Origin of the sequence: Uliginosibacterium sp. 31-12 (genome assembly GCF_030548425.1) — a bacterium.
GTDB lineage: Bacteria > Pseudomonadota > Gammaproteobacteria > Burkholderiales > Rhodocyclaceae > Uliginosibacterium > Uliginosibacterium aquaticum.
Genome location: NZ_JAUOOA010000013.1, coordinates 48,651 through 71,765, shown reverse-complemented (window position 1 = coordinate 71,765; position 23,115 = coordinate 48,651). Strand labels below are relative to the sequence as shown.

Below are 23,115 nucleotides of genomic sequence, written 5' to 3'. Positions count from 1 at the left end.
CCAGAGCCCCGATTGTGAAACGAGCGCCAGCCAGGGTAATTACGCCACCGGAAACTGTCGGGCTTCCACCTGTCTTTACATACATCGATACTTCTGTTCCGGCGTCATTGGTGAACTTGGCATAACCAGTCGTGAACAGAGTTGCCGTAGTAGCCAGTGAGAAGTCGTCCGACCACGGATAGGTGATCGTCGTAGCGCTACCCCCACTGGCCGAGCTGGAGGCTGTGGAGCTACTCGCTGCCGTGCTTGAGCTCGTTGCGGACGAAGCCGAACTGCTGGCTTCCGAGGAGGATGCAGCCGAGCTGCTTGTCGCGCTGCTGGAGTGGTTTTCACCTGAACCGGCTACCGGCGCGGTGTTACAGGCTCCTGCCGTGCTGGTGTTGTTCAGGCCAACCTTGCCGGCCCCCGCGCCGTTCTTGACGATGCAGGCCAGGTTCAGCGGCGCGGACTCAACCTGATAGGCGTATGGCGGTGTCCAGTTTTTAGTGCTTGCATAACCGCAGCCCGTCAGCATGTTTGATACGTCCGCGCCGGCCGGCAGATACTTGCTGCTCTTAATCCAGCTTCGGTTCTGGCGGAAGGCCAGGCTGCTGCCGTGGTCTGTTACCACTTTTTTGCAGGCTTCGGACTCCTTGGTTGGCTGAATTTCCCACAGCGTACTTTCGATAAGCACATCGCCCTTGATGGCCATGCCGATGCCGTTCTCGAACTTGGTTGCGGTGGAAGACTCGCGGTCGCCCTCGATGTAGTTGTTGAAGACGTGAACTTGGCCAAAGCGCACGCGCGGTAGGCGGCTCGCGACGTCAGCGTAATAGTTGGCCTTGAAGGTGACATGCAGGCGGTTAAGGTCACTCCAGTCGCGCGAATCGGCGTTTCCGACTAGGGTCGTCTTGCCGTGCTCGATGAAAGCGCTGTTGGAAACGGTGATGTAGTCCGAGCCGCGCACGATGTCGAGCGCGCCGTCGTGACGCGTGCCGGACAGATCCTTGTCCTTGTACTGCCCGTCAGTAACTGTGACGTGGTCGATCCACACGTTTTGCGCCATGGCTACGACCATACCGTCGTAGTAGGCGTCCGAGCTGCCTTCAGGCTGTACATCGAAGTTCGTCTGGATCCAAAGGTTGCGCACGATCACGTTACGTGTCCAGCCCGGATAGCTTTCCTGGCTCTTGCCAAGCGTTTTGATCCAGTATTCGTAGTCCACAAGATCGCTGTCGACCGTACTGGCAAACTCCTTGCCGATTTCGATTTGGGCTGAGATCAGGCGCGCCGGATTGCCGCTGGCGTCGTTGATGCCGATAAAGGTGGTATTTGATGGAATGACGATTGACGAAGCTTTCTGATCATCCCAGCTTGTAAAATCACGGAATACGCCATCGTCATCAATTCTCATGTCGATGTTGCCGTACACCCGAATGATCTTGGGTTCGTTCTTGGCTTCCTTCAAAGCGTCGAAGATGCACTTTTTGGTGCCACAGGTATAAATCCGGTTGGCGGTGGCCGATGAGCCACCAGTTACGCGCACCTGCTGGTGGTTGCCCAGCGTGCCGCCTGCGCGGTAGTAGCTATGCCAGCCATCCAGCGGGGCTGTTTCGCGTTCGATGGTGAATTCGCCGCCACTGGGATCGCTGGAAATGCTCGGGTATGCCGTCGGTGTGCCAGGAGCAGGAGTCGCTGTCGAGACGTGATTGGCCGTGTTCACCGGATCACTAGCTGCCAGATACGAACGTGCGCCCATCTTGCTCCAGCCTGACCAGCCATTCAGTGGCTCGCTTGAAGTACTGGTTAGTGTGAGGGCGTCGATGATGCCGCCATTGGTTGAGGAGGCTGTGGCTGATGAGGCCGCTGAACTGGCTACTGACGAAATCACAGCAGACGAAGCGGCTGCTGAGGAGGTTGCAGCAGTCGAAGAAGTAGCGGCTGTTGATGTGGTCGCTTGGGAGCTTGCTGCAGCAGAGCTCACTGCAGTAGCTGACGAGGCCGTCGCTGCAGACGAAGCTGCTACTGCCGTACTGGAGGCTGCCGTCGAACTGTTGCTTGCCGAAGTGGTGCTACCCGTGCCGCCACCGCCACCGCAAGCGCTCAGAACGCTGACGGCCGCAACGAGCGCAGCCAGATTAATACTGCGTGATGCTGACATGTTTGCTCCTCTTACCCGTTAAAAGCGATAAATTTATTGAATCCGGTTATTTGTCCGGTTTGTGGCGCGACTTTATAGGAATTTTTCTTACAAACACGAACTCGTTTGCACAGAATTCATGTGCGGCATTGCAAAATTTTTCAAAAACACACAGGTGTAAAGCAGGGGGATGTGATTCCGATCACACGCAAGCCAGATGTGGTGCGGCTTGGGGGCTCGATACGTGGAGGTATTGCGAAGACGTGACGAATGTCACAAGAGGGGCTGACTGCCCTGAGAGTTGTTGCATGGCTACAACAGGGGGCTGTGGGCTTCCTGTTTTACCTACAAACAGCGCTGATGTTCTGCATGGTTTGGGCTGCAGGGGCGCGACAGGCGGCTGAAGTCGCCGCTACGGAAATTCGTCGCGTACCTGCTGGTGCGGCTTCAGGCGGCACATGAGGCCTGATCCATGCCGGGATGTTGAGTCGATCACGTGGGCCGCGTGGGGGCATCGCGGCCGTGGCCGGCCCCCGCACAAGCTTTTCGAGGCCCCGATGTGGCTGCGCTAAGGCGCAGGCATCCTTGCCGATGGGCGCTCAGCCGCTCTGCCAGCGGCGCAGCTTCGCAAGACCCACGGCGCCGATCGGCAGCAGCAGGCCGAGTAGGACGGCGGTGATCAGTAGCGCTTGCAGATTGTCGTAGTTGGCCGGGGTGGTGACGAGGCCGTTGGCGTCTTTCACTTCGCGGGTCAGCACGAAGATCTGGTTGAGGTACTTGGTCCCGAGCTGGCCGGCTGAGAGGGCGAGGTTGGAGAAGGAGGCCATCACGGCGAAGTAGGTGGCCTTCAGGCGCGGCGGGGCGGTGATGGCGATCCAGGCCAGGCCTTGCACCATGGCGATCTGGCCGAGTGGCGATTCCAGCGCAGTGTTGAACACGGCGATGAAGCGCGCATCGACTACGCCACCGGTCATGGCGGCGGTCCAGTGATGCAGGTTGAAGGCCATGGCCAGCGTCGGCAGCGAAAGCACGGTGCCGACTACGCTAAGCATGATCACGTTCCAGGCGATCGATTTTTCGGCCATCAGGCGGCGGAAGCCGAAGAGGCCGGCCAGCGTCAGGCCGTAGGCGATCAGGTCGAGGATGGAGAGGAATTGTTGGTCGAAACCGAGCACGTCGATCTGCCACCAGCCCACACCGGCGCCGGTGCTGGGTGTGGCGCGGAAGGCGAAGGTGATCAGGCTGGTGCCGATCAGGGTGGCGCCCATTTCAGGCGTCATCTCGCGCGCCAGACGCCACATCAGGAACAGGATCACCGAGGCCGAGAGCACGAAGATCAGTTCCTGACCGTATTTCACGCGCGCCATGCCAAGCCCGATCGAGATGCCGGCAAAGGCAATGGAGCCGCCGAGGATCAGCCAGTTCGGCCGAGTGATGCCTTCGTCGCCTTCATCCGGCAGGCCGTGGCGCATGGCGTTGGCATCGATGCCCAGTGCGGCGAGGCGTTTTTCTTCGCGGCGACGCATCCAGCTGGCGAGCAGCACGCCGGCCACCGACAGCAGCGGCACGCACAGGGCCACGCTGTAGATCTTCAGGTAAATGGCCTGTTTGGCGGCGGCATCGAGTTTCTCCACCCCCTCGAACATCGCCACATTGGCCAGCGCTACGGCGGCGAGGCCGCCGATGATGGCGACGCGACCGAGGGTCTGCATGGTGGTGTTCATGGCCCGGCGTGCGGCGGGGTCTATCGGGCTGCCTTGCGCATCGAAATGCGGCACGGCTTCGACTGTCATTGCATCCGCCACTACATCCTGCAGCACGAAACCCAGCGGGGCGATCAGCACCGAGAGCTGGTACCAGCTGTTAGCCGGCATGATGGCTTCCATCGCGGCACGTTCGCCGATCAGGCCGACCATGATCGAGAAGCTCGCGAACACCAGCAGGGCGCCGAGCCATACCAGCCAGGCTTTCCAGCGCCACAACAGATCCACCGCATGGCCGATCGGCAGCTTGATGGCCCAGGGCAGCATGGCCCAGAAGCCCAGTGCGGCCAGATCCTGCGCCGACAGGCTGAGGTATTCCTTCACGTAGAAGGTGCCGACGATGCCGGTGATGCCTGACACGCCGTAGGCCATGTACACCATCAACGGCGGCAGATAGCTCCAGCGCATCTGGCGGCCGAGATCGAGGAAGGTGCGGTCGAAGTAACGCAGGCAGGCCTGGATGACGCGAGCGAACATGGCGCGGTGACGATGCGGTTTGTGGAAACCGGAGTGTAGCGCGGCAGAGGCTTGGCAGGCGTCAGCGGATGGGAGCGAGGAGGCGGCTCAGCGTAGCGTCTTTCTTCATGCCGCTCATGGCTTTGTCGAAGGCGCTCGCTGTGGCGCTGTGATCGTGCTCGCGGGTGAAAACCAGGTAGCTGTAGGCCGTTTCGGAGGGCGGGCCGCTGACGCTGACCTGGTTCAGGGCTTTGAGCTCGCGCAGATAGCTCAGGCCGACCAGGTGGCTGCAGATCACTGCGTCGACACGCCCTGCCAGCAGCATGCGGAAAATGTGCAGGTAATCGTTGGCCGCTTCCAGGCGGCTGAAAACGCCTTGCTGGACCGCTTCATCGAAACGCGCACCATAGGAAGTGTTGCGAACGATGCCGATACGCACCGGGGCGAGTGAGGCGTAATCCCCCGTGAAGCGGATGCGGGAGTCTTTGCGCACGAAAAACACATAGTCCTGGCTCAGTAGCGGCTCCTCCGGGAAGAGGAGAAACCGCTCACGCTCGGGGGTTTTCTTGATCGTGAACAGGCCGTCGGCTTGCCCGGTTTGAACCATGTTCAGCCCGCGCGTCCAGGGGTAGAAGCTGATGGATACTTCCTGGCCGCTGCGTCGGAAGGCTTCCTTGACGATTTCGACGACCGGGCCATCCGGTACCCCGCCTACTTCGTTGATGTAAGGCGGGTAGGCCAGGGTGACGAGCTTCAGCGCCTCGGCGCTGGCAGGGGCGCAGTGCAGCGCCAGGCAAGTGATGAGGGTGAGCACAAAACCTTGCAGGACTGGCATGGCAGGGAGCTTTGGAAGACGGCTCCCCGACTATGGTTCAGGGCTGGGCCGAACTCAAGCTGGCCGACCCTTCAGGCCCTAGCCCTGGCGGCTGCGCGCTAGCTTGTATTCCACCGCATCCACCAGCGCGCGCCAGGAGGCGTCGATCACATCGGTGGAGACGCCGATGGTGGTCCAGGAGCTACCGGCATCGGCCGATTCGATCAGCACGCGTACCTTGGCGGCCGAAGCCTGCGTCGAATCGAGCACGCGCACCTTGTAGTCGGTGAGCTTCATCTCGCGCAGCTCCGGGTAGAAGCGGTCCAGTGCGCGGCGCAGTGCCCGGTCCAGCGCATTGACCGGGCCATCGCCCTCGGCGGCGGTGATTTCGTCTTCGCCGCCGACATGAATCTTGATCATGGCCGAGGAGTTCACGCCGTTTAGGCTCGGCTCATTGACCATCACCTTGAACTCCTTGAGTTCGAAGGAGGGCGTGAACTTGCCCAGCATCTTGCGCACCAAGAGCTCGAAGCTCGATTCCGCGCTCTCGAACTGGTAGCCCTCGTGCTCGAGTTCCTTGAGGCGTTCGATGATGGCTTTCGTCTCGGCCGAATCCTTGGTCAGCGCCGGATCCACCTCGTTGATCTTGCCGAGGATGGTGGCGCGGCCGGCGACTTCGCTCATCAGGATCTTGCGGGCGTTGCCGACGGTGTCCGGCGTGATGTGCTCGTAGCTCACCGGATTCTTGTTCACCGCATCGACATGCATGCCGCCCTTGTGCGCGAAAGCATCGCCGCCCACGTAGGCGGCCTTGTCGTTGTGCTCCATGTTGGCGACTTCGGAGACGAAGCGGGCCATGGGCGTGAGCGTGGCCATGTTGGCGGCGGGGATCACGTCGAAGCCGAGTTTCAACTGCAGGTTCGGGATGATCGCGCACAGGTTGGCGTTGCCGCAGCGCTCGCCGATGCCGTTGATGGTGCCTTGCACCTGGGTGGCGCCGGCCTGCACCGCGCGTACCGAGTTGGCCACCGCCAGCTCGCAGTCGTTGTGGCAGTGGATGCCCACCGATACGCCGGGGAAGCGCTCGACCACAGTACGGGTGATCGCGAAGATCTCGTCCGGGAAGCTGCCGCCATTGGTGTCGCACAGGGCGAGGTTGTCCGCGCCGCCTTCCACCGCTGCGGCCAGCGCCTGCAGGGCGTAGTCCGGGTTGCTCTTGTAGCCGTCGAAGAAGTGTTCGGCGTCGAAGATGACCTCTTTGCCCTTGCCCTTCAGGAAGGCGATGGTCTCGCGGATCATGCGCAGGTTCTCATCCAGCGTGGTGCGCAGGATGGCCGTGGCGTGGTAATCCCAGGTCTTGCCGAAGATCGCCACGGCGGGCGTGTTGGCGCCCAGCAGGGACGCGAGCTGGGCGTCTTCGGCCGGGTTCGCGCCCACCTTGCAGGTGCTGCCGAAGCCGGTGATCTTGGCGTGCTTCAGGTTCAGCTCGCCCAGGCGGCGGAAGAACTCCAGATCCTTCGGGTTGGAGCCCGGATTGCCGGCTTCGATATAGGCAATGCCCAGCTCGTCGAGCTTGCGCACGATCTTGAGCTTGTCTTCCACCGAGAAGGAAATTCCTTGCGCCTGAGAGCCGTCGCGGAGGGTGGTGTCGTAGGCAAAAACCTTGGTATTCATGATCTTGGGGCTGGAGTTGCGGGGCGATCCGCCCGGAATGGCGGACCCGCGAAACTATCACAAAAGCCCTTTTTTCCGAAGCCGGGCAAGGGCTATGAGCCTGATTGGCAAGGGTGAGCCTGCGTTAAACTCGCCGCCATGTCCGATGCTCTGCCACCTCTTCGCACAGACTTCGCCCGCCAGGCCCGCCGTGAGCAGCAATGGGTGCTGGGCGTGTGTGCGCTGACTTCGCTGCTCGCGCATCTGGCCCTGTTCTGGCTGTGGCCGCTGCCGGGTGGGCGAGTGGGCGTGGCAAGCGTGAGTGCTCGCCTGCGCAGCATCGCCGCAGCGCCGCAGGTAGCCTCTCCTGAACTGGCGCTGCCCATGGCCGGAGTGAAGCCTGCTGCCAGCGCCGCCGCGCAGGCCGGATCTGCCCCCCGGCCTGCCGAGGAGGGCGGCGCCGCGAACCACCCGGCAGGTCGCGTCGCCCCACCGGACTTGAGCGATTACACCCCGGTCGAGCAGCTCACGAGCCGGCCGCGCTTTCTGATGGATATGCGTGAATATGTGCCGGCCTCGCTGGATGAGCACGAGGTCGGGCGCATCGTGCTGCAGGTGCTGATCAGCGAGGGCGGTGAGGTGGACGGGGTGGTCGTTGAAAGCAGTGAACTCAGTCCGCGCGGCACTCGCCGTTTCGTGCAGCGCCTCGATGCACTCAGGCTGGCGCCGGGGATGTTCGACGGTCAGCCGGTGAAGTCCCGCTGGCGCCTGGAGTTCAGCTTCGCGGCACTGGAGTAGGCGAAGCGCGGGTCGTCAGTGCGCGGCTGCCAGATCCGTCAGCTTCAGCAGCAGGCTGTAGGTGTAGGCCGGGAAGGTGTGCACATCCTCGTGGCCGGCTTGTGGCAACACGATCAGATCCGCCGCGGGATGCCCGGCCTTGAGTGCTTCGGCATGCTTCACGCTGACCAGTGTGTCCTGCGCGCCGTGAATCAGCAGCACCGGTTCGCTGACCCTGGTCAGCCACTCATCGGTGCGCATCGGATAGCGCGTGGCGAACGAGGGCACCCAGGGGAAGTGGTCTTTCCCCAGCTGCACGAAGCTGCTGTAGGGCGAGACGAGGATCAGCTGGGCCGCCTCCACTTCGCTGGCCAGCTTGGTGGCGAGGCCGCTGCCGAGTGAGCGGCCATAGATCACGATGGGGCGGCCAGCGTATTCCGGCGCCACGGTGTCCCAGGCTGCGCGCACATCGGCATGCAGTTGGGCTTCACTCTCGATGTGGCCGGTGCTTTTGCCGAAACCACGGTAATCCATCATGAACAGGTCATACCCGGCGCGGCGGTAGAACTCGGTGCTGGGCAGCCATATATCCAGATTGCCGGCATTGCCATGCAGGAAAAAGATCAGGCCCTTGGCGTTTGCCTGCCGCAAGTGCAGGGCAGACAGTGTGGCGCCGGGCACTTCCAGCTTGCGCTCGAGCACATCCGGTTTGTCGAAGCGGAAATCTGCAGGCAGCTTTACCGGGTAGAACAGAAGGCTCTCCTGGCGCGCCAGCATCACGGCGATAAGGGCAACGTAAAGCAGGCCGATTGCCAGCAGCAGCACTGCGGCCTTGCGCAGCCATGGGCGGAGATTCGTGGCGGAAGGAAGGAGGCTCATGGCGAAGGGCCGGTCGGAAAACATGCATCTTATCGCCGAGGCCTGCTTGTAGGCGTGTCTGTGTCGCACCGCCGCAGCCAGAGTTGGCTTGAGCTGTCTTGATGATTCTTTAACTCTACAGGGCTGCAGATGCTCTTTCGGGTGGCGTTAAGTTACCAGGCTCCGCCAAGGGCGGATTTTCAATCCTGATGTCACTGAACGAATCACCATGTCGAAACTCATGGCGGCCTTGCTGGCCGCATTCTCTGCCGCGTCTTCTGCCGCGGGTCTCGAAAATCTTGGCCAACTCAGCCAGACGGAGTTCGAGCAACTCTCCGGCGACCTTGTTTCCGCGCTCAGCTACAAAGCCATTTCACCGGGCGATCCGCTGGGTCTGCTGGGGTTTGATGTAGCGCTGGAGGCGACCGCTACCCGCCTCTCAAATCCGGATGTCATGAAGGCGGCGGGCGGCCAGGGCTATCAGTTGTTCGGGCTGCCGAGGCTGCATGTACACAAGGGCCTGCCCCTGGCGCTGGATGTCGGTGCTTTCTACGCTCCGGTGCCGGGGATGGACGCTTCACTCTACGGCGCCGAGCTGCGCTGGTCGCCCATGGAGGGGAGCCTGGTGTTGCCGGCGGTTTCATTGCGCGGGGCTTACACCGTGTTAAGCGGCTCCGAGCAGCTTGATTTCCATGCTGCCAATGCCGAAATCGTGGTCTCCAAGGGCTTCCTGTTCTTCAAGCCTTATGTGGGCGCTGGGCTGGTCCATGGCACGAGCACGCCTCTTGTCAGCGGGCTGGCTGAGGTTTCGCAGTGGCAGCGGAAATTCTTCGCTGGCGCGAATCTGAATCTGGGGCTGTTCAATCTTGCGCTCGAGATTGATCGTACCGGGCACGCCAACAGCTATAGCGCCAAGGCGGGTTTCCGTTTCTGAGCAGGCCCGGCCTGACGCCGGCATCCGGGTGGGGCTCAGAAGCCGTTCCCGATCTGCCTGCGAGGCCGTGATCAGGGCTTATGCGCTGCTCGGAATCTTCATTGATCAACATGAACTCCGGTTCCTGTGCGGCTCTTCACCCGGCTGACGGCCTCTCGCTATAGGCCGTGAACAGCTTCTCAGTGCTTGGGCGTGCGGCCCGGCTTGCGCGGCTTGCCGATGGTGGCCGCATCCTTGTGGGCCTGATCTAGGTTGCGCAAGCGCTCGTCATCATCATGGGTGATGAAGAAGCCCGCTTCCTGTGCGTCCATGACCTGTTTGATCGCGGTCGCGTCAGCGGTGCCGTATTTTTCAACGATCAGGGTGGTGACTTCGTCGAGGTATTGCTCGTAGGTCATGGGCATGGGGAAGTCCTGCAGGAAGAGGTGGGCTGGCGTAGGTGCGACTTCAGTCGCATGCCACGCGTGGGGGAAGCGAATGAAGTCGCCCTGGCGAAAACGTAACCTTGAGCATGAGGCTCAGAGCCTGCGCACCTTCACCGCCTTGCCCTTGATGCGGCCGGCGCCGAGTTTGCGGGCGGCATCCCCCGCGAGGCTGCGCTCCACCGCCACATAGGTGGTCTGGTCGGTGACGTTGATCTTGCCGACCTGTTCGCGCGTCAAACCTGCTTCGGCCGCCAGCGCGCCCATCACATCGCCGGGGCGGATCTTGTCTTTCTTGCCGCCGAGGATCTGCAGGGTGCTCATCGGCGGCAGCAGCGGTGCTTCATCGGTCACGACCAGCGACTCCAGCGTATGCCACTCGGGCACGAAGTTGCTCATGCGGGCGATGTCGCCGACGCGGCGCTTGTCCGGTTCGCTCGACAAACTCAGTGCCCAGCCGTTCTGATCAGCGCGGCCGGTGCGGCCCACGCGGTGCACATGCACCTCGGGGTCCGGCGTGATGTCGACGTTGATCACGCATTCGAGCTGGTCGATGTCCAGCCCACGCGCGGCCACGTCGGTGGCGACCAGCACTGAGCAGCTGCGGTTGGCGAAGCGGATCAGCACCTGATCGCGCTCGTGCTGCTCCAGCTCGCCATGCAGGGTCAGCACATGGAAGCCTTCGCTGCGCAGCTGCTCAAACAGCGCCTTGCACTGCTGGCGGGTGTTGCAAAAGGCGAGCGTGCTGGTCGGGCGGTAGTGGCGCAGGAGCTGGCCGACGGCTTTCAGGCGATCGTCATGCACGACTTCGTAGAAGCGCTGGCGGATCTTCTCGGGCTCGTGCGTTTCGGCGAGCTTTACTTCCTGCGGGTGACGCAGGAACTGCGCGGCCAGCTTGGCGATGCCATCCGGATAGGTGGCGGAGAAGAGCAGAGTCTGGCGGCCCGGCGGGCAGTGGCTGGCGACCCAGCTGATGTCGTCGAAGAAGCCCATGTCCAGCATGCGGTCAGCTTCGTCCAGCACCAGGGTCTTTAGGCCGTCGAGCTTCAGGCTTTCGCGCTGGATGTGATCCATCAGGCGGCCGGGCGTGCCGACCACGATGTGCGCGCCGTGCTCCAGGCTGGTCATCTGTGCGCGCATCGGCGCGCCGCCGCACAGGGTCAGCACCTTGATGTTGTCCTGCGCGCGGGCGAGGCGCCGGATTTCCTGCGCGACCTGTTCGGCCAGTTCGCGCGTGGGGCACAGCACCATGGCCTGTACGCCGAAGTGGCGCGGATTCAGGCGGGCGAGCAGCGGCAGGGCGAAAGCGGCAGTCTTGCCGCTGCCGGTCTTGGCCTGGGCGATGAGGTCGTGACCGGCCAGCGCGAGCGGCAGGCTGGCGGCCTGGATCGGCGTCATCTCGAAATATTCGAGTTGCTGCAGAACGGCTAATTGCTCGGGGGCGAGGCCGAGTTCGCTGAAGCTGGCCATCGCGCTTACTCGAAGTCGCGCTTGCGCGGCGGCTTGAAGGAGCCCGAGCGTGCGGCGGCCGGACCTTTCTTGATGCCGGTGCGGGCGGTGAATTTCTCGGACTTGGTCGGCGGTGGCAAGCTGGCTTGCCAGACCTTCACAGCTTCGCCGACTTCGGCTGCGCTGAGTTCGATCTTTGGCTGATCGGCCGGCGAATCGAAATCCGTGAGGGCTTGCTTGAGTGAGAACACGCGCTCGCCCGCATCGCCTTTCTTGGGCACTTTGGCGAGCAGTGCCTGAGCGCCAGTGCTCAGGGTGTAGCCGCCATCTTGGGCCAGTAGCAGGCCGTGGGCCGAGAGGCGCGCGAAGGCGTCGCGCAGGCGGGCGGCGCCGGGCAGCTCGGGGCGCACCGAAGCCAGCGCGATGACGATCTCCTCAAGCGTGGCGGGGCGCCGCTTGGAGGCGGGCACAAGGGCCAGGAGCAGTAGGGCGTCGGCGTCGAAGATCGGATGCATGGTCATTTTCCTTGGATAGGGGCGCAGGGTAGCGGATGCGTGTCGGGCTTGTCCTGAAAATCTTGTCAGGCTTGCACTGGGGGGCGACATATTTGCCTGTTTTCAGGATTTTCCGGCAGCCCTTGCCGCCTTGCTGCGGCAGGCTTTGCCGCTATTTCAGAAAGGCGTAAAACGGCGCAAAACCCGTTCGGGAAGGGCCTGCCTGACCGCTAAGATCGGCTCAACAAACCTTGCCAATGATTGTTTCGGGAGCTCTGAAAGTGCGTGCGTGCTGTTTGATTCCGGCCCTGCTGTTGAATGCCTGTGTGGTGATGACGCCGAGCCCGGCACTCAAGGCGCTGGAGCTGGCAACGCTCACCGTGAGTAATGCATCCGTGCTGTTGCCTAGTGAGCCCGACAGCCCGGTGATCCATGCTTATGAGCGCTTTGACGGCGCCTGCATCGAACTGAACCGCGCGGTTGCGCTGGCGGACTTTGTGCCGGCCCTGCAGGCCGAGCTGGAGAAAAACGGGGTCCGCAGCCGGGTGTATGAAACCGTGCTGCCCGAGACCTGTCGCCACTCGATTTACTACATGGCTCAGCTTGAATGGGGCAAGGCCCTGTTTTCCAGCGAGTACCAGCCCTACATGAGCGCTGCCCGCGTCGAGCTGCGCCAGCAGGGCCGGGTGCTGGCTGCTGCGAGCTATCGCCTGGGCATGATGGGGTTCGATAAATGGGCCAGTACCCGCGAGAAGCTGGCGCCTTCCGTGAAGGCCATTGCCAACGGACTCAGCGAACCTCGCCAGACTTCATCCAGCCGGCTCTCAGCGCCAGGCGCCGGCTCGGTGCAGACCGCGTTTTCCAACCAGCAAAAGGAGAAACCATGACGTCCATCAGTTCTGTCAGCGCCGCTTTCCGCGATCCGGTGAGCAGCATGCCGCGTGCGGCCCGCACGACCGAGAGCCCGAAGGCCGCCGCTGCGTCGTCCGCCGGCGTCAGTCCGGCCTCAAGCAATGTGGCCGCTGCCGGCAAGACTGCGAGCTCTTCGGCCGCCGCGATGATTGCGCCGGCAAGCCCCAATTCGGCAGAAGCAGGCGGCGGGCGTACGCTTGGAAGCGTCGTCGACTGCAAGGTGTGACCCGGCGCGCGCCTGACGCTTGCCACTTCTTATAGGCCCGTGGGCTGCCGCGTGTGCGGCGCTCGCGGGCTTTTGCATTGTGAGCCCGGCTTACCAGATGGTGAGGGAGTCGGTGAGCAGGCGCTGCAGACCACTGCGGCCTTCCGTGTCCTTGAGTTGGCCGGAGCCAAGCTGCTCCAGGCGGGCATCGATCACATCACTGGAGCTGACCGTGCGGCCGGCCTTGATATCGGCCGGATCCACCACGCCGGAAAAGCGCAGGGTGCTGACTGAACCATTCATGGCGATGCTTTTTTCGCCGGCCACGACCAGATTGCCATTGGGCAGCACGTTGACCACCGAGGCGGCCAGCTTGCCCTGCAGCTTGCTGGTGTTTTCGGCTTTGCCCGAGCCCTGGTAGGAATCGCTGCCGCTGGCGCTGAGATCCGCGTTGATGATCTGGTTGATCAGGCTGCTCATCGTGTCCGCCCCACCCGGCCCTTTAGTGGCGACCTTGTTGGCGCGGCTGGTGGTGGTGGTGCTTTTGTTGCTGGCGCTGAGCGATTCGGAAATGTCGATCTTCAGGCTGTCACCGATGCGGCGCGGTTTGCTCTCTTCCTGAAACATCACCATGCCGTTCGGGTTGCCAGGCTGGAAGATCGAGCCTGGGTTCACCGTGTGCTCCACGCTGGCCATCTGGGCCTGCGGCCGGTTGGTCGTGGGGCCGCGCACCAGGGACGGATCCTGAGCGCAGGCACTCAGCCCGAGCAGGGTTGCGGCGGTCCATTGCGTGTATTTCAGGCCGCTGGTGGGGCCGGACAATCTGCTTCTCATTGCGCGCGTTCAGGGTGACACAGGCGCGTATTTTCCGATTCAGAAACGTTAAAAGGTGTTGTGGCCTTAAAAGACCGATCAAGATTCGCTCCCCCTGATGCGGCGCAATCTCGCGCAGCGCGTCAGGGAGCCTCGGCCGGCACTACGATGCGTAACTGGCCGGGCGGCAGGCGTGGGTCGAGGCGCGGCTCGAACAGGGCCGGGCTGGCGGACAGGGCGGCGCGCAGCTTGCTTAGCCAGGCCTGCACTTCGGGTGCGGCCGGTGTGGCGCTGAAGACCCGCCAGCTGTGGCTGGCGGGGCGGGTTGGCAGGCGGGCGGCGATGAGGGCGGGATCGTCCTGGAGGGAGGCCTCGATACGCGCCGGGCCAGCGCTGCTGGTGGATGGGGCGGCTGCCGGCATGGGGGCTGCAGGTTTGGCCGGGGGCGGCGCGGCGACGAGGGGCGCGGATCTTGAGGCCATAGGCTTCGGTTCAGCGAGTTGCTTTTCAGCCGCAGCCAAGGCGGGTGGCGGGGGGCTGGCCTCCTCCAGGCGCGGGGCGGGGGGCGCTGCTTTCCTTGCGGCCATCAGCGGGGCGGGTTGTGCATCGGCGAGCGGGCTGTGCTCGCGGAGCTGCTCGCTGCTAATGACTGGGGCGGCGGCCCGGTTTTCCGCCTGCTGGGCATGGATGGGTTCTGCCGGGGACGGGTTGGCCAGTTCGATCGGTGTCACCAGATGTGCCGGCGGGCCGATCTCTTCGCGGGCCAGCTCGGGGGCCGGCGGTGGCGGGGCAGCGGGCAGGGCGGCAGGTGGTCTGATCGATTTTGCACGAGCCGCGCTGAGCGGGTTCTGCGGTTGATCCGGCTGAGCTTCAGCGAGAGGCTGGCGGGTCCGCTGGAAGGCTTCGAGCAGGGCTAGCTCGACCGATGAGGGCGCATGCTGCTGCAGCCACTGGGTGCTGACCGCCGCCAGCACGGTAGCCAGTGCGGCCAGGCGTAGATCGAACCAGGAAAAGCCCCAGAGCACTGGTTTGCGGGCAGGCTTGGCCGCTCGTACCGGGGCTTTGCTGGCAGCCTGCGCCTGGAGCCAGGCTGCGGTGGCAGGCTGGATCGGCGCACCGAGCACGTCCTGTGGCGCTTCGCCTTGGGCAATCTGGGTCAGTACGGCCTCGCGGCGTGGCGCCTGGGCGGCCTCCAGCGCAGCGGCAAGCTGACCGAAACGGGCAGCCATCTGCGGCGGGGCTTCAAATGCGGCGGGGGGGATCTGGTTTGCGGAGGAGCGGCCAGAGGCCGCGCCTGCAGAAGCCTGAGCCGCCCGGGCGGCGGCGAGGAAGCGGGCTTCCAGGCTGGCCGGCGGCTCATAGGGCGGCAGCTCCCAGAGCAGGCCGGCGAGGCGGCCTTGACCGCGCAGGAAGTCTTCGCAGGCCTCGCTCACGTGGCACCCTCCAGCTCACGGCGCAGGCGGGCGAAGGCATAGCGCAGGCGGCTTTTCACGGTTTCGAAACCTTCGCCGACGGTATGCGCAACTTCTTCCAGACTCATTTCGGCAAAGAAGCGCAGTACCACCACTTCGCGTTGATTGGCGGGCAGGGCCAGCAGGGCTTCATGCACCCGCCCCAGATCCTGATGCAGGGCCAGTTCAGCCTCCGGATCGAGGTAGTCGGCGGGAATGTCGGGCTGCTGCTCGTCGAGTTCTTCGCGCAGGCTCTCGCCCGCTGAGCGGCGCAGGTCCAGCCACAGGTTGCGGGCGATCTGGAACAGGAAGGTGCGGAAGGCGGCCTGTGGGCGGTAATCGGCACAGCGCGTCATGAGCTTCTCCCAGCTGCGTTGGGCGATGTCTTCCGCTTCGGCGAGATTGCCCTGGCATTGCCAGGCAATGAAGTTGAACAGGGCGCGGTTGTGGCGGCGGAACAGCTCGGTGGCCGGTGCTTCGATGATGCCGCTGGCTACCAGCAGCATCAGGTCTTCATCGGGCAGGGCGGCGAGATCGGCGGGGGCGGCGGTGCTCATGGCGCGAGTATAGACCGCGCCTTTCCTCTTGTAGGCGCGGCCTCTGGCTGCGCGCGACTGGAAGCCTGCCCTGCGCTGGTCGAGGGATTGCTCGCTCCGGCATCGGCTCGCGCCCCAAGGCCGCACGCTTACAGCACCGGTCTCGTCCCCAGTGCCGTCGCCAGATCCAGCAGGCGCAGGAATTCACCACGGTAGCCGAAGCGGTCCTGGCCCAGATCCGTTGCAGCCAGCGCGCGCGCTTGCGCGTAGCCCCAGTCACCGGTGTACTTGCCGCCGCGCAGAAGTTGGCCGACACCGGCCACGGCGGTGGCAAAGCGGAACTCGCTGCTGGCGGCGGCGAGCGGCTTGATCGCGCTGCGCTGGAGGGCGAAGTCAATCAGCTGGCTGCTGGAGGCTGCGGGCAGCTTGTAGCGCAGCTTGAGATGGCCCAGTTCATTGGCGAGTGGGCCTTCGCGTGGCGGCTGCGGTGCGTAGCGCAGGTCATCCACACTGGGCTTGCCCTCGACCAGGGTGAGTTCATACAGCGCTGTGACCGTATGCCCCGCCCCAATGTCGCCGGCATCGACCTTGTCATTGTTGAAATCCTCGCGTGCCAGCTGGCGGTTTTCGTAGCCGATCTGGCGGTACTCGCGCACCACGGCCGGGTTGAATTCGATCTGCACTTTCACATCGCGGGCGATGGTGGCGAGCGTGGACGTCATCTCGTTCACCAGCACCTTGTGGCCTTCCATCAGGCTGTCGATGTAGGAGTACGCCCCGTCGCCCACATCGGCGATCTGCTCCATCATGGCTTCGTTGTAGTTGCCTGTGCCGAAGCCCAGCGTGGAGAGCGAGATGCCGCTCTGGCGCTTTTCTTCGATCAGGCTTTTGAGCTGGCGTGTGTCGTTGAGGCCGACGTTGAAGTCGCCATCGGTGGCGAGCAGGATGCGATTGATGCCGTTCGGGATGAAGCTTTGCTGCGCAGCCGCGTAAGCGAGCTGGATGCCTGAGGCGCCCGCCGTGCTGCCGCCGGCACGCAGGCCATCGATGGCGGCAATGAGCGTGGCCTTGTCGCTGCCCGCAGTCGGGGGCAACACCACCTGAGTGCCCGAAGCATAGGTGACGAGCGAAATGCGGTCCTGCGGGCGCAGTTCATTCACCAGCAGCTTCAGTGAAGACTTGAGCAGCGGGAGCTTGTCGGGGCTGTTCATCGAGCCGGAAACATCGACCAGAAAAACCAGGTTGGCGGGCGGCAGGCTGGCCTTGGCTACATCCATGCCCTTGATGCCGATCCGCAGCAGCACCCGCTCGGAATTCCACGGTGCCGGCGCGAGTTCGGTGTGCACCGCAAACGGGCGGCCATCCTGTGGCTGAGCGTAGTCATACGGGAAGTAGTTGATCAGCTCTTCGACCCGCACGGCGTCGGCAGGCGGCAGGCGCCCGGCGTTCAGCATGCGGCGCACATTGCTGTAGCTGCCGGTATCCACGTCGATGGAGAAGGTGGAGACCGGGGCTTCCGCCACCCGCTTCACCGGGTTGTCTGTGAGCGCGCCATAGCGTTCGCGATCCGGTGCTGGCGCCTGCATCAGAATGGGCGCCGGCATGGCGATCATGCGGACCATGTCGGCGCTGACTGAGCGTGTTTCGGCCACTTTGGCGGCAGCAGGCGCGGGGGGCGCTGTCGGCGTTCTTGCCGGATCACTGGGGACCTGTGTGTTTGTTGCAGTCTGTGACGAGGGTGGGTTTTCGGATTGGGTGCTGACGCAGGCCGCCAGGAAGGTGGCGAGGAGGGCGAATGCAAGGCGTGGCTTCATGTTCAGGCTCCGTTGAGGGGGTGAGACTGAAACGGGCGAGGCGATGAAACGGGGTTGATCCAGATCCAGAAATAGAGCTGGAGATGAACTTTTCCGGAACCCCGTCCGCAGAGTCCGGTCCCTTATGCAACATCGATTTCATATCGGGCAGGAGTGTTTTAATGAATCTGGATATCAATGCAGCCGTCGTGCTGGCGTATTTCGCCTTCATGATCGGCATCGGTCTGGCTTTCCGGAAAATGGCCAGCAATTCGGCGAGTGACTACTTTCGTGGCGGTGGAAAGATGCTGTGGTGGATGGTGGGCGCCTCGGCCTTCATGACCCAGTTCTCCGCCTGGACCTTTACCGGCGCGGCGGGCAAGGCCTATAGCGATGGGCTTGCAGCAATTGCGGTATTCGTCGGCAACGTGATTGCGTATGCCGTGTCCTGGGCCTGGTTTTCGGCGCGCATGCGCCAGATCCGCGTGGATACGCCCACCGAGGGTGTGCGGCGGCGCTTCGGGCCGGGCAATGAGCAGTTCTTCACCTGGGTGATCATTCCGCTCTCTGTCATCAATGCAGGGGTGTGGCTCAACAGCCTGGCCATCTTTGTCAGCGCGGTATTCAAGGTGGATATCGTGCTGACCATCTGGGGCACGGGCCTCGTGGTGCTGCTGATCTCTCTGCTTTCCGGAGCCTGGGGTGTGGTGGCCAGTGATTTCGTGCAATCGCTGATCGTGGCTGTGCTGTCGATTGCCTGTGCGGTGGTGGGCCTGATCGCGGTGGGTGGCCCGGGCGAAATGGTGGCGAACTTCCCCGGCGGGTTTGTGACAGGGCCGGACATGAACTACCCGCTGCTGATCGTGGGAACTTTCCTGTTCTTCGTCGTCAAGCAGATGCAGAGCATCAACAATCTGCAGGAGTCCTACCGTTTCCTTTCCGCCAAGGATTCGCGTCATGCGCGCAAGGCTGCGCTGATGGCGCTGGGCATGATGCTGATTGGCTCCTTCATCTGGTTCGTACCGCCCTGGGTATCCGCTTCGCTGATGCCGGACGCAGCAAGCCTCCACGCGGTTGAACTGGGCGCCAAGGCTGCCGATGGCGTGTATCTGGCTTTTGCCGAGAAGTTCATGCCGCTGGGAACGGTCGGCCTGCTTCTGGCGGGCCTCTTCGCGGCCACCATGAGCTCCATGGATTCGGCGCTCAACCGCAACTCAGGCATTTTCGTACGCTCTTTCTTCAAGCCAATCCTGGCGAAGAAGCGGGATGTGACGGATGCCCAGCTGCTGCGCGTGGGGCAGCTGGTCACCATCGTCAACGGCATCCTGGTGATCCTGATGGCGCAGTTCTTCCAGTCGCTCAAGCATTTGTCGCTATTCGATTTGATGATGCAAGTGGCTACGCTGCTGCAGTCGCCTATCCTGGTGCCGCTGTTCTTCGGCGTCTTCGTCCGTCGTACGCCGAAGTGGGCGCCCTGGGCCACGGTGGTAGTGGGGCTGTGCGTATCCTGGATGCTGGTGAGCTGGCTCAAGCCGGCGCTGCTTGCCGAGTGGCTGGGGATTGCCTTTACCAGGCGCGAGATGGCTGATCTCTCGGTGATGATCAACATCGCTGCGCATCTGGTGCTGACAGGCGGTTTCTTCTGCCTCACCACTTTGTTTTACAAGCGTGAGGAAACGCCGGTGCAGCGCGAGACGGACGCCTTCTTTGCCGATCTGGAGCGGCCGGAGCTGTCGGATGATCGACCTACCGAGGCCGACCTGCATCAGCGCAGCAAGCTGGGCCGTATCGTAACGGTTGGCGGTGTCGGCATGCTGGCTATGTTGCTGATTCCGAATCCCTTATGGGGGCGGATGACCTTCCTGCTCTGCGCGCTGGCTGTTTTGGCAATAGGCTTTGCGCTGACGCGTTCGGCCAGAATCGGGCGGCATGATCGAGAGGCGGATGTACCCATCCGGACTGTGGATGAGCGGATGACTGTGCAAGCGCTGCGCTGAAGCGCTTGCAGGATGATAGGGGCCGCCTTTGGGCGGCTTTCTTGCGTTTGGCGTCAGATGCCACCCACGGCGGCCTCGAACTCGTACCGGCCTGCCAGTGTGGCCATCGCAACCAGGATATGGTCCGGTTGCAGTTGAAGTCGTCCTGTGGATTGAAGCGTCAGTCGCGTCCTACGCGGATCGCCACGAGGATGTATTCCGGGCTGCGCAGGCTCAGTTCCCAGAGTGAGCGGGCGTGGTACTCGGTGAATTGACGCGCCGTGAATGTGATCATCATATTTTGGGCTTCGTCATTGGTAACGGCAAACACGCCATGAGCACGCTCGATGCCGGCATTGATCAACTCATCGTCGTCGGTGGCGTCACCGGTCTGCCAGACGTAGCACCCGCCAGGTGCAGTCAGCCGCGTCAGTCTCAGTGTGCAGCGATCCCGAACTCGAAGGGCACCCGCAGCGTTTCGCCCGCCTCGGCCGGTGGCAGACAGCGCCACTGCAGGGCCGCGCGGCGTGTGGCCGCTTCGAAATAGCCTTGTGGGCTGGCCTCCACGAGGCTGACTTCACGCACCCGACCCTCGCTGTCCAGATGCAGGCGCACGGTGACGCGGCCGGTCTCCACGCCATCCTCCAGGGCCAGAGGCGGGAAAACCGGCTTTACCTGGTGCGGACAGCGTTGAGCCAGGCTACGGACTGGCGCGGACGCTTCCCTGGTGGTGGCTGCCGAGGCGGCGTGGGCCGGTGCGGTGGGCTCTGCTTCGCTGAGCGCAGCAGTGCCCACGGCGGCCGAGTCGGATCCGGCGACGGGGCGTTGCGCAGCAGGCGTTGCAACTGGAGTGGTCAGTGTCGGGGCGGGTGTCTGTCCGGCGGAGGCCGCGGCGGGCGTGGCCAGAGGCTGTCGGGCGGAGGAAGGTGGTGCCGGCTCCGTGAGCAAGCTTACCTGCAGTGCGTCCGCCGCCTTGCGGAGTACTTGCGGGCTATTCATCCCGGCCAGCAGGTCAAGCATGCCGCTGGTGAGCAGGCAGGCCATAAGCCAGGCAAAAGACCAGCGCAGGCGCCCGGACGGGGGCCGTGAGGGCAGGGCGGAAGGGGTGGGCGCGGGCTTCATAGCGAGCCGCGAGTGTAAGATTCGGGGCACTACAAATCCATGCCGCAGCGCAATTCCCTGCGGCTGAAGACAGAAGCCAGGACGCCCCAACATGCAGATCCTTCCTGAAATCGCCGCACGCCATGCCGCGCTGATCGAGATCCGGCGTGATCTCCACGCCCATCCTGAACTGGGCTTTGAAGAAACCCGCACCGCCGATCTGGTGGCCAGCCTGCTTGAGCGCTGGGGCCTCGAAGTGCATCGCGGCGTGGGCCAGACCGGCGTGGTCGGCGTTTTGCGTGCTGGCACGTCCGAGCGCTGCATCGGTCTGCGTGCTGACATGGATGCGCTGCCGATCGCCGAAGCCAATCTTTTCGCCCACCGCTCGCAGCACACCGGCTGCATGCATGCCTGTGGCCATGACGGGCATACCGCCATGCTGCTCGGCGCGGCGGAGTACCTTGCCCAGCATCGCAATTTCGATGGCTGCCTGGTCTTCGTGTTCCAGCCGGCAGAGGAAGGGCGTGGCGGTGCCAGCGCAATGATTGCGGACGGGTTCTTCGAGCGTTTTCCGGTGCAATCCATCTATGGCCTGCACAACTGGCCCGGCATGCCGGTCGGCCGCTTTGGCATCACGCCGGGGCCGGTGATGGCCAGTGCAGATCGTTTCGACATTCTGATTACCGGCCATGGTGGTCATGCCGCGATGCCTAATCTGGCGGCAGATCCTCTGGTGGCGGGCGCGGCATTGGTGGGGGCGCTGCAGACCGTGGTAGCACGCAACACCGATCCGCTTGATGGCGCAGTGGTGTCAGTGACACGCTTTCAAGCGGGCGATGCCTACAACGTGATTCCGCACCAGGCCCGCCTGTGTGGCACAACCCGGGCCCTGCGGCGCGAGGTGCGCGAGGCCACCTGGCAGCACTTGCAGCGCCTGTGTGACGGGATTGCCGCTGCGTATGGCGTGAAGATCGAGGCCAAGCTCAACGAGGGGGGCTATCCGCCGACCGTGAATACTCCGTTTGAAGCGGAGCATTGCCGGGCGGTGGCAACCGCTCTGGTCGGAGCGGACAATGTGGACTGGGGGCTGCGCCCGAGCATGGGGGCAGAGGATTTTTCCTGCTTCCTCGAGCACCGCCCCGGTTGCTACGTATGGCTCGGCAATGGCCCGGGTGAGGGCGGCTGCACCCTGCACAACCCGCATTACGACTTCAACGATGACAATTTGCCCCTCGGCGCCAGCTATTGGGTGCAGTTGGCTCACCATCTGCTGGCCTCTTGAGACGGGCGTCGTAACGAATCTTTACCGATTTTGCATTTATTCCGGGCGAATGCCCGGAATGCCGCCACGGGCAAGGCTTTGCAGGCTGCTTGAAGCAGTCTGCAAGCGCTTGGGTTAATATCCAAGTGATTGTTTGAAAAGGATTTGTTCGGGATCAAGGGCGGCGTCCGTTCATCGGAAAAGGGCTTGGGGTTAACCCCTAGTATTTGGCATACTTCGCGCACTAAGTCACAGCTTTGCCGTGGAAGGATTGCCAGATGTCCAAATCGATCGCCCGTTTGTCCCTTGCCTGCACTCTGCTGTTGAGCAGCGCCTTTGCCGCAGCCGCGCCTGGCGCCTGGTCGCCGCAGGTCGAGGATCATCCCAGCACGGTTGCGCTGCAGCGCTTCCTCGACAGCGTGCAGACCATTACTGGCCAGCCCGCGCCGCAAATCCTGCCGATCTCGGCGGGTAAGGATCAGGCCAAGCTGCTTGAGTCGGTGCGCAAGGGTGACGTCGGCGTGGCTGTGCTGAGCGGCGGTGCGGTGGGCCGGGTGGCCCCGATGGCTGAAGTGATGCGCCTGCCCTTCATCCTGAAGAATTCGCGCCAGATGTTCAGCCTGCTCGAGGGTGAGCTGGGGCAGGATATGGAAAAGCGTCTGGCCGCCAACGGCATGGTGCTTCTCGGCTGGTACGACGGCGGCAGCCGTGCCATCTACTCGCGCGAAAAGCTTGACTCTCCTGCTGCGCTGAAACAGGTGAAGATCCGTGTGCCGGCACGTAAGGATCTGACCAATCTGGTCAGCTCTCTGGGTGGCACCCCGCTGCAGCTGGAGTACAAGGAGGTCAACAGTGCTTTTGACGAGCGCAAGATCGATGCTGCTGAAAACGATCTGCTGCAGTACGAATCCGAAGGCCACTACAAGCGTGCCCGTTACTTCTACCTGAATAACAACCACATCGTTCAGTTTGAGGCTCTGGTGGTGTCCAAGGTGTGGTGGGATCGTCTGCCGGCCGCCCAGCGCGAGGCTGTGCGCGCAGCCGGGCAGGAGTCGGCCAAGTTCGATCGCGACATCTGGAACCAGCGTCTGGCCAAGGCCCGTACCCGCCTTGAAAAGGAAGGCGTGAAGTTCGTCGAATACGGCGACAGCAGCGTGCTGCTCTCGCGTGTGGCAGTGGTCTATCGCCCTTACATGGACAATCCGGCGACGCGCGATCTGCTCGTGAAGCTGATGACGACCCGCATCTGAGTTCTGCCTCTTTCGTGAAAAGCCGGCCTTGCGCCGGCTTTTTTTATTGCTGCGACGCGGAACTCCTCACGGCTCAGG

The 23,115-nt window shown here is 63.2% G+C and carries 21 protein-coding genes and 1 pseudogene; 8 read left to right on the top strand and 14 right to left on the bottom strand.

Annotation, left to right across the window (positions count from 1 at the left end):
• Window positions 1-1,738 (bottom strand): polysaccharide lyase family 1 protein (locus Q3Y64_RS18575; RefSeq protein ID WP_303564254.1); only part of this gene is annotated, 1,738 nt, incomplete at its 3' end.
• A gap of 64 nt (window positions 1,739-1,802) precedes the next feature.
• Here Q3Y64_RS18575 and Q3Y64_RS18570 point away from each other — a divergent pair.
• Window positions 1,803-2,162 carry a hypothetical protein gene (locus Q3Y64_RS18570; RefSeq protein ID WP_158239269.1) on the top strand — a complete coding sequence of 120 codons (360 nt, stop codon included), beginning with the start codon at window positions 1,803-1,805 and terminating at the stop codon, window positions 2,160-2,162.
• Window positions 2,163-2,718: 556 nt separating this feature from the next.
• Here Q3Y64_RS18570 and Q3Y64_RS18565 read toward each other — a convergent pair.
• The 3 genes from Q3Y64_RS18565 to cimA form a co-directional block, all read right to left on the bottom strand.
• A complete protein-coding gene (locus tag Q3Y64_RS18565) occupies window positions 2,719-4,359 on the bottom strand; it encodes a hypothetical protein (RefSeq protein ID WP_303564252.1) in 1,641 nt (546 codons plus the stop codon).
• A gap of 61 nt (window positions 4,360-4,420) precedes the next feature.
• Window positions 4,421-5,173 (bottom strand): ABC transporter substrate-binding protein, encoded by a 753-nt coding sequence (locus Q3Y64_RS18560; RefSeq protein ID WP_303564251.1) that lies wholly within the window; start codon window positions 5,171-5,173, stop codon window positions 4,421-4,423.
• 78 nt (window positions 5,174-5,251) lie between these two features.
• Entirely contained in the window at window positions 5,252-6,826 is a 1,575-nt protein-coding gene (cimA, locus tag Q3Y64_RS18555) for a citramalate synthase (RefSeq protein ID WP_303564249.1), read from the bottom strand.
• Window positions 6,827-6,964: 138 nt separating this feature from the next.
• On the opposite strand from cimA, the gene Q3Y64_RS18550 reads away from it, so the two are divergent.
• The gene (locus Q3Y64_RS18550) at window positions 6,965-7,603 is read left to right on the top strand and encodes a hypothetical protein (RefSeq protein ID WP_303564246.1); all 639 of its coding nucleotides are present in this window, start codon (window positions 6,965-6,967) and stop codon (window positions 7,601-7,603) included.
• 15 nt (window positions 7,604-7,618) lie between these two features.
• Here Q3Y64_RS18550 and Q3Y64_RS18545 read toward each other — a convergent pair whose 3' ends face one another.
• Window positions 7,619-8,461 (bottom strand): alpha/beta hydrolase, encoded by an 843-nt coding sequence (locus tag Q3Y64_RS18545; protein ID WP_303564243.1) that lies wholly within the window; start codon window positions 8,459-8,461, stop codon window positions 7,619-7,621.
• Window positions 8,462-8,669: 208 nt separating this feature from the next.
• On the opposite strand from Q3Y64_RS18545, the gene Q3Y64_RS18540 reads away from it, so the two are divergent.
• Complete coding sequence (locus tag Q3Y64_RS18540) at window positions 8,670-9,374, top strand: DUF6588 family protein (RefSeq protein ID WP_303564240.1); 705 nt, start codon at window positions 8,670-8,672, stop codon at window positions 9,372-9,374.
• 179 nt (window positions 9,375-9,553) lie between these two features.
• Here the strand turns inward: Q3Y64_RS18540 and Q3Y64_RS18535 are convergent, their stop codons facing one another.
• The 3 genes from Q3Y64_RS18535 to Q3Y64_RS18525 form a co-directional block, all read right to left on the bottom strand.
• On the bottom strand, window positions 9,554-9,778 hold the full coding sequence (locus Q3Y64_RS18535) for a hypothetical protein (protein ID WP_254048287.1): 225 nt from the start codon (window positions 9,776-9,778) through the stop codon (window positions 9,554-9,556).
• A 114-nt stretch (window positions 9,779-9,892) separates the two neighbouring features.
• On the bottom strand, window positions 9,893-11,266 hold the full coding sequence (gene dbpA / locus Q3Y64_RS18530; protein ID WP_303564236.1) for an ATP-dependent RNA helicase DbpA: 1,374 nt from the start codon (window positions 11,264-11,266) through the stop codon (window positions 9,893-9,895).
• Between the two features lie 5 nt (window positions 11,267-11,271).
• Window positions 11,272-11,760, bottom strand: a complete 489-nt coding sequence (locus Q3Y64_RS18525) for a hypothetical protein (RefSeq protein WP_101944140.1) — start codon at window positions 11,758-11,760, stop codon at window positions 11,272-11,274.
• Between the two features lie 260 nt (window positions 11,761-12,020).
• On the opposite strand from Q3Y64_RS18525, the gene Q3Y64_RS18520 reads away from it, so the two are divergent.
• Together Q3Y64_RS18520 and Q3Y64_RS18515 are read left to right on the top strand one after the other, a co-directional pair.
• Entirely contained in the window at window positions 12,021-12,626 is a 606-nt protein-coding gene (locus Q3Y64_RS18520; protein ID WP_303564233.1) for a hypothetical protein, read from the top strand.
• Window positions 12,623-12,877 carry a hypothetical protein gene (locus Q3Y64_RS18515; RefSeq protein ID WP_101944138.1) on the top strand — a complete coding sequence of 85 codons (255 nt, stop codon included), beginning with the start codon at window positions 12,623-12,625 and terminating at the stop codon, window positions 12,875-12,877. The genes Q3Y64_RS18520 and Q3Y64_RS18515 overlap by 4 nt, the downstream gene beginning before the upstream one ends.
• Before the next feature lie 90 nt (window positions 12,878-12,967).
• Here Q3Y64_RS18515 and Q3Y64_RS18510 read toward each other — a convergent pair whose 3' ends face one another.
• The 4 genes from Q3Y64_RS18510 to Q3Y64_RS18495 all read right to left on the bottom strand — a co-directional run bounded on the left by Q3Y64_RS18510 (window position 12,968) and on the right by Q3Y64_RS18495 (window position 17,470).
• Window positions 12,968-13,690 (bottom strand): flagellar basal body L-ring protein FlgH, encoded by a 723-nt coding sequence (locus Q3Y64_RS18510; RefSeq protein ID WP_303564228.1) that lies wholly within the window; start codon window positions 13,688-13,690, stop codon window positions 12,968-12,970.
• Between the two features lie 122 nt (window positions 13,691-13,812).
• The gene (locus Q3Y64_RS18505; RefSeq protein WP_303564226.1) at window positions 13,813-15,102 is read right to left on the bottom strand and encodes a hypothetical protein; all 1,290 of its coding nucleotides are present in this window, start codon (window positions 15,100-15,102) and stop codon (window positions 13,813-13,815) included.
• Entirely contained in the window at window positions 15,099-15,677 is a 579-nt protein-coding gene (locus Q3Y64_RS18500) for a sigma-70 family RNA polymerase sigma factor (RefSeq protein ID WP_101944135.1), read from the bottom strand. The genes Q3Y64_RS18505 and Q3Y64_RS18500 overlap by 4 nt, the downstream gene beginning before the upstream one ends.
• A gap of 128 nt (window positions 15,678-15,805) precedes the next feature.
• Window positions 15,806-17,470, bottom strand: coding sequence for a VWA domain-containing protein (locus Q3Y64_RS18495; RefSeq protein WP_303564224.1), 1,665 nt, complete (start codon window positions 17,468-17,470; stop codon window positions 15,806-15,808).
• A gap of 161 nt (window positions 17,471-17,631) precedes the next feature.
• Here Q3Y64_RS18495 and Q3Y64_RS18490 point away from each other — a divergent pair, with 161 nt between their 5' ends.
• Window positions 17,632-19,446: a sodium:solute symporter family protein gene (locus tag Q3Y64_RS18490; RefSeq protein ID WP_303564221.1), complete on the top strand. Its 1,815-nt coding sequence runs from the start codon at window positions 17,632-17,634 to the stop codon at window positions 19,444-19,446.
• Between the two features lie 304 nt (window positions 19,447-19,750).
• On the opposite strand, the pseudogene Q3Y64_RS19540 reads toward Q3Y64_RS18490, so the two are convergent.
• A pseudogene (locus Q3Y64_RS19540) lies at window positions 19,751-19,936 on the bottom strand (potassium channel protein); the annotation flags it as partial.
• On the bottom strand, window positions 19,861-20,547 hold the full coding sequence (locus Q3Y64_RS18485; RefSeq protein ID WP_303564218.1) for an energy transducer TonB: 687 nt from the start codon (window positions 20,545-20,547) through the stop codon (window positions 19,861-19,863). The pseudogene Q3Y64_RS19540 and the gene Q3Y64_RS18485, both read right to left, overlap by 76 nt.
• A 91-nt stretch (window positions 20,548-20,638) precedes the next feature.
• On the opposite strand from Q3Y64_RS18485, the gene Q3Y64_RS18480 reads away from it, so the two are divergent.
• Both Q3Y64_RS18480 and dctP read left to right on the top strand, forming a co-directional pair.
• Window positions 20,639-21,808, top strand: coding sequence for a M20 aminoacylase family protein (locus tag Q3Y64_RS18480; protein WP_303564216.1), 1,170 nt, complete (start codon window positions 20,639-20,641; stop codon window positions 21,806-21,808).
• 257 nt (window positions 21,809-22,065) lie between these two features.
• The gene (dctP, locus tag Q3Y64_RS18475) at window positions 22,066-23,037 is read left to right on the top strand and encodes a TRAP transporter substrate-binding protein DctP (RefSeq protein WP_101944130.1); all 972 of its coding nucleotides are present in this window, start codon (window positions 22,066-22,068) and stop codon (window positions 23,035-23,037) included.
• Window positions 23,038-23,115 lie beyond the last annotated feature (78 nt).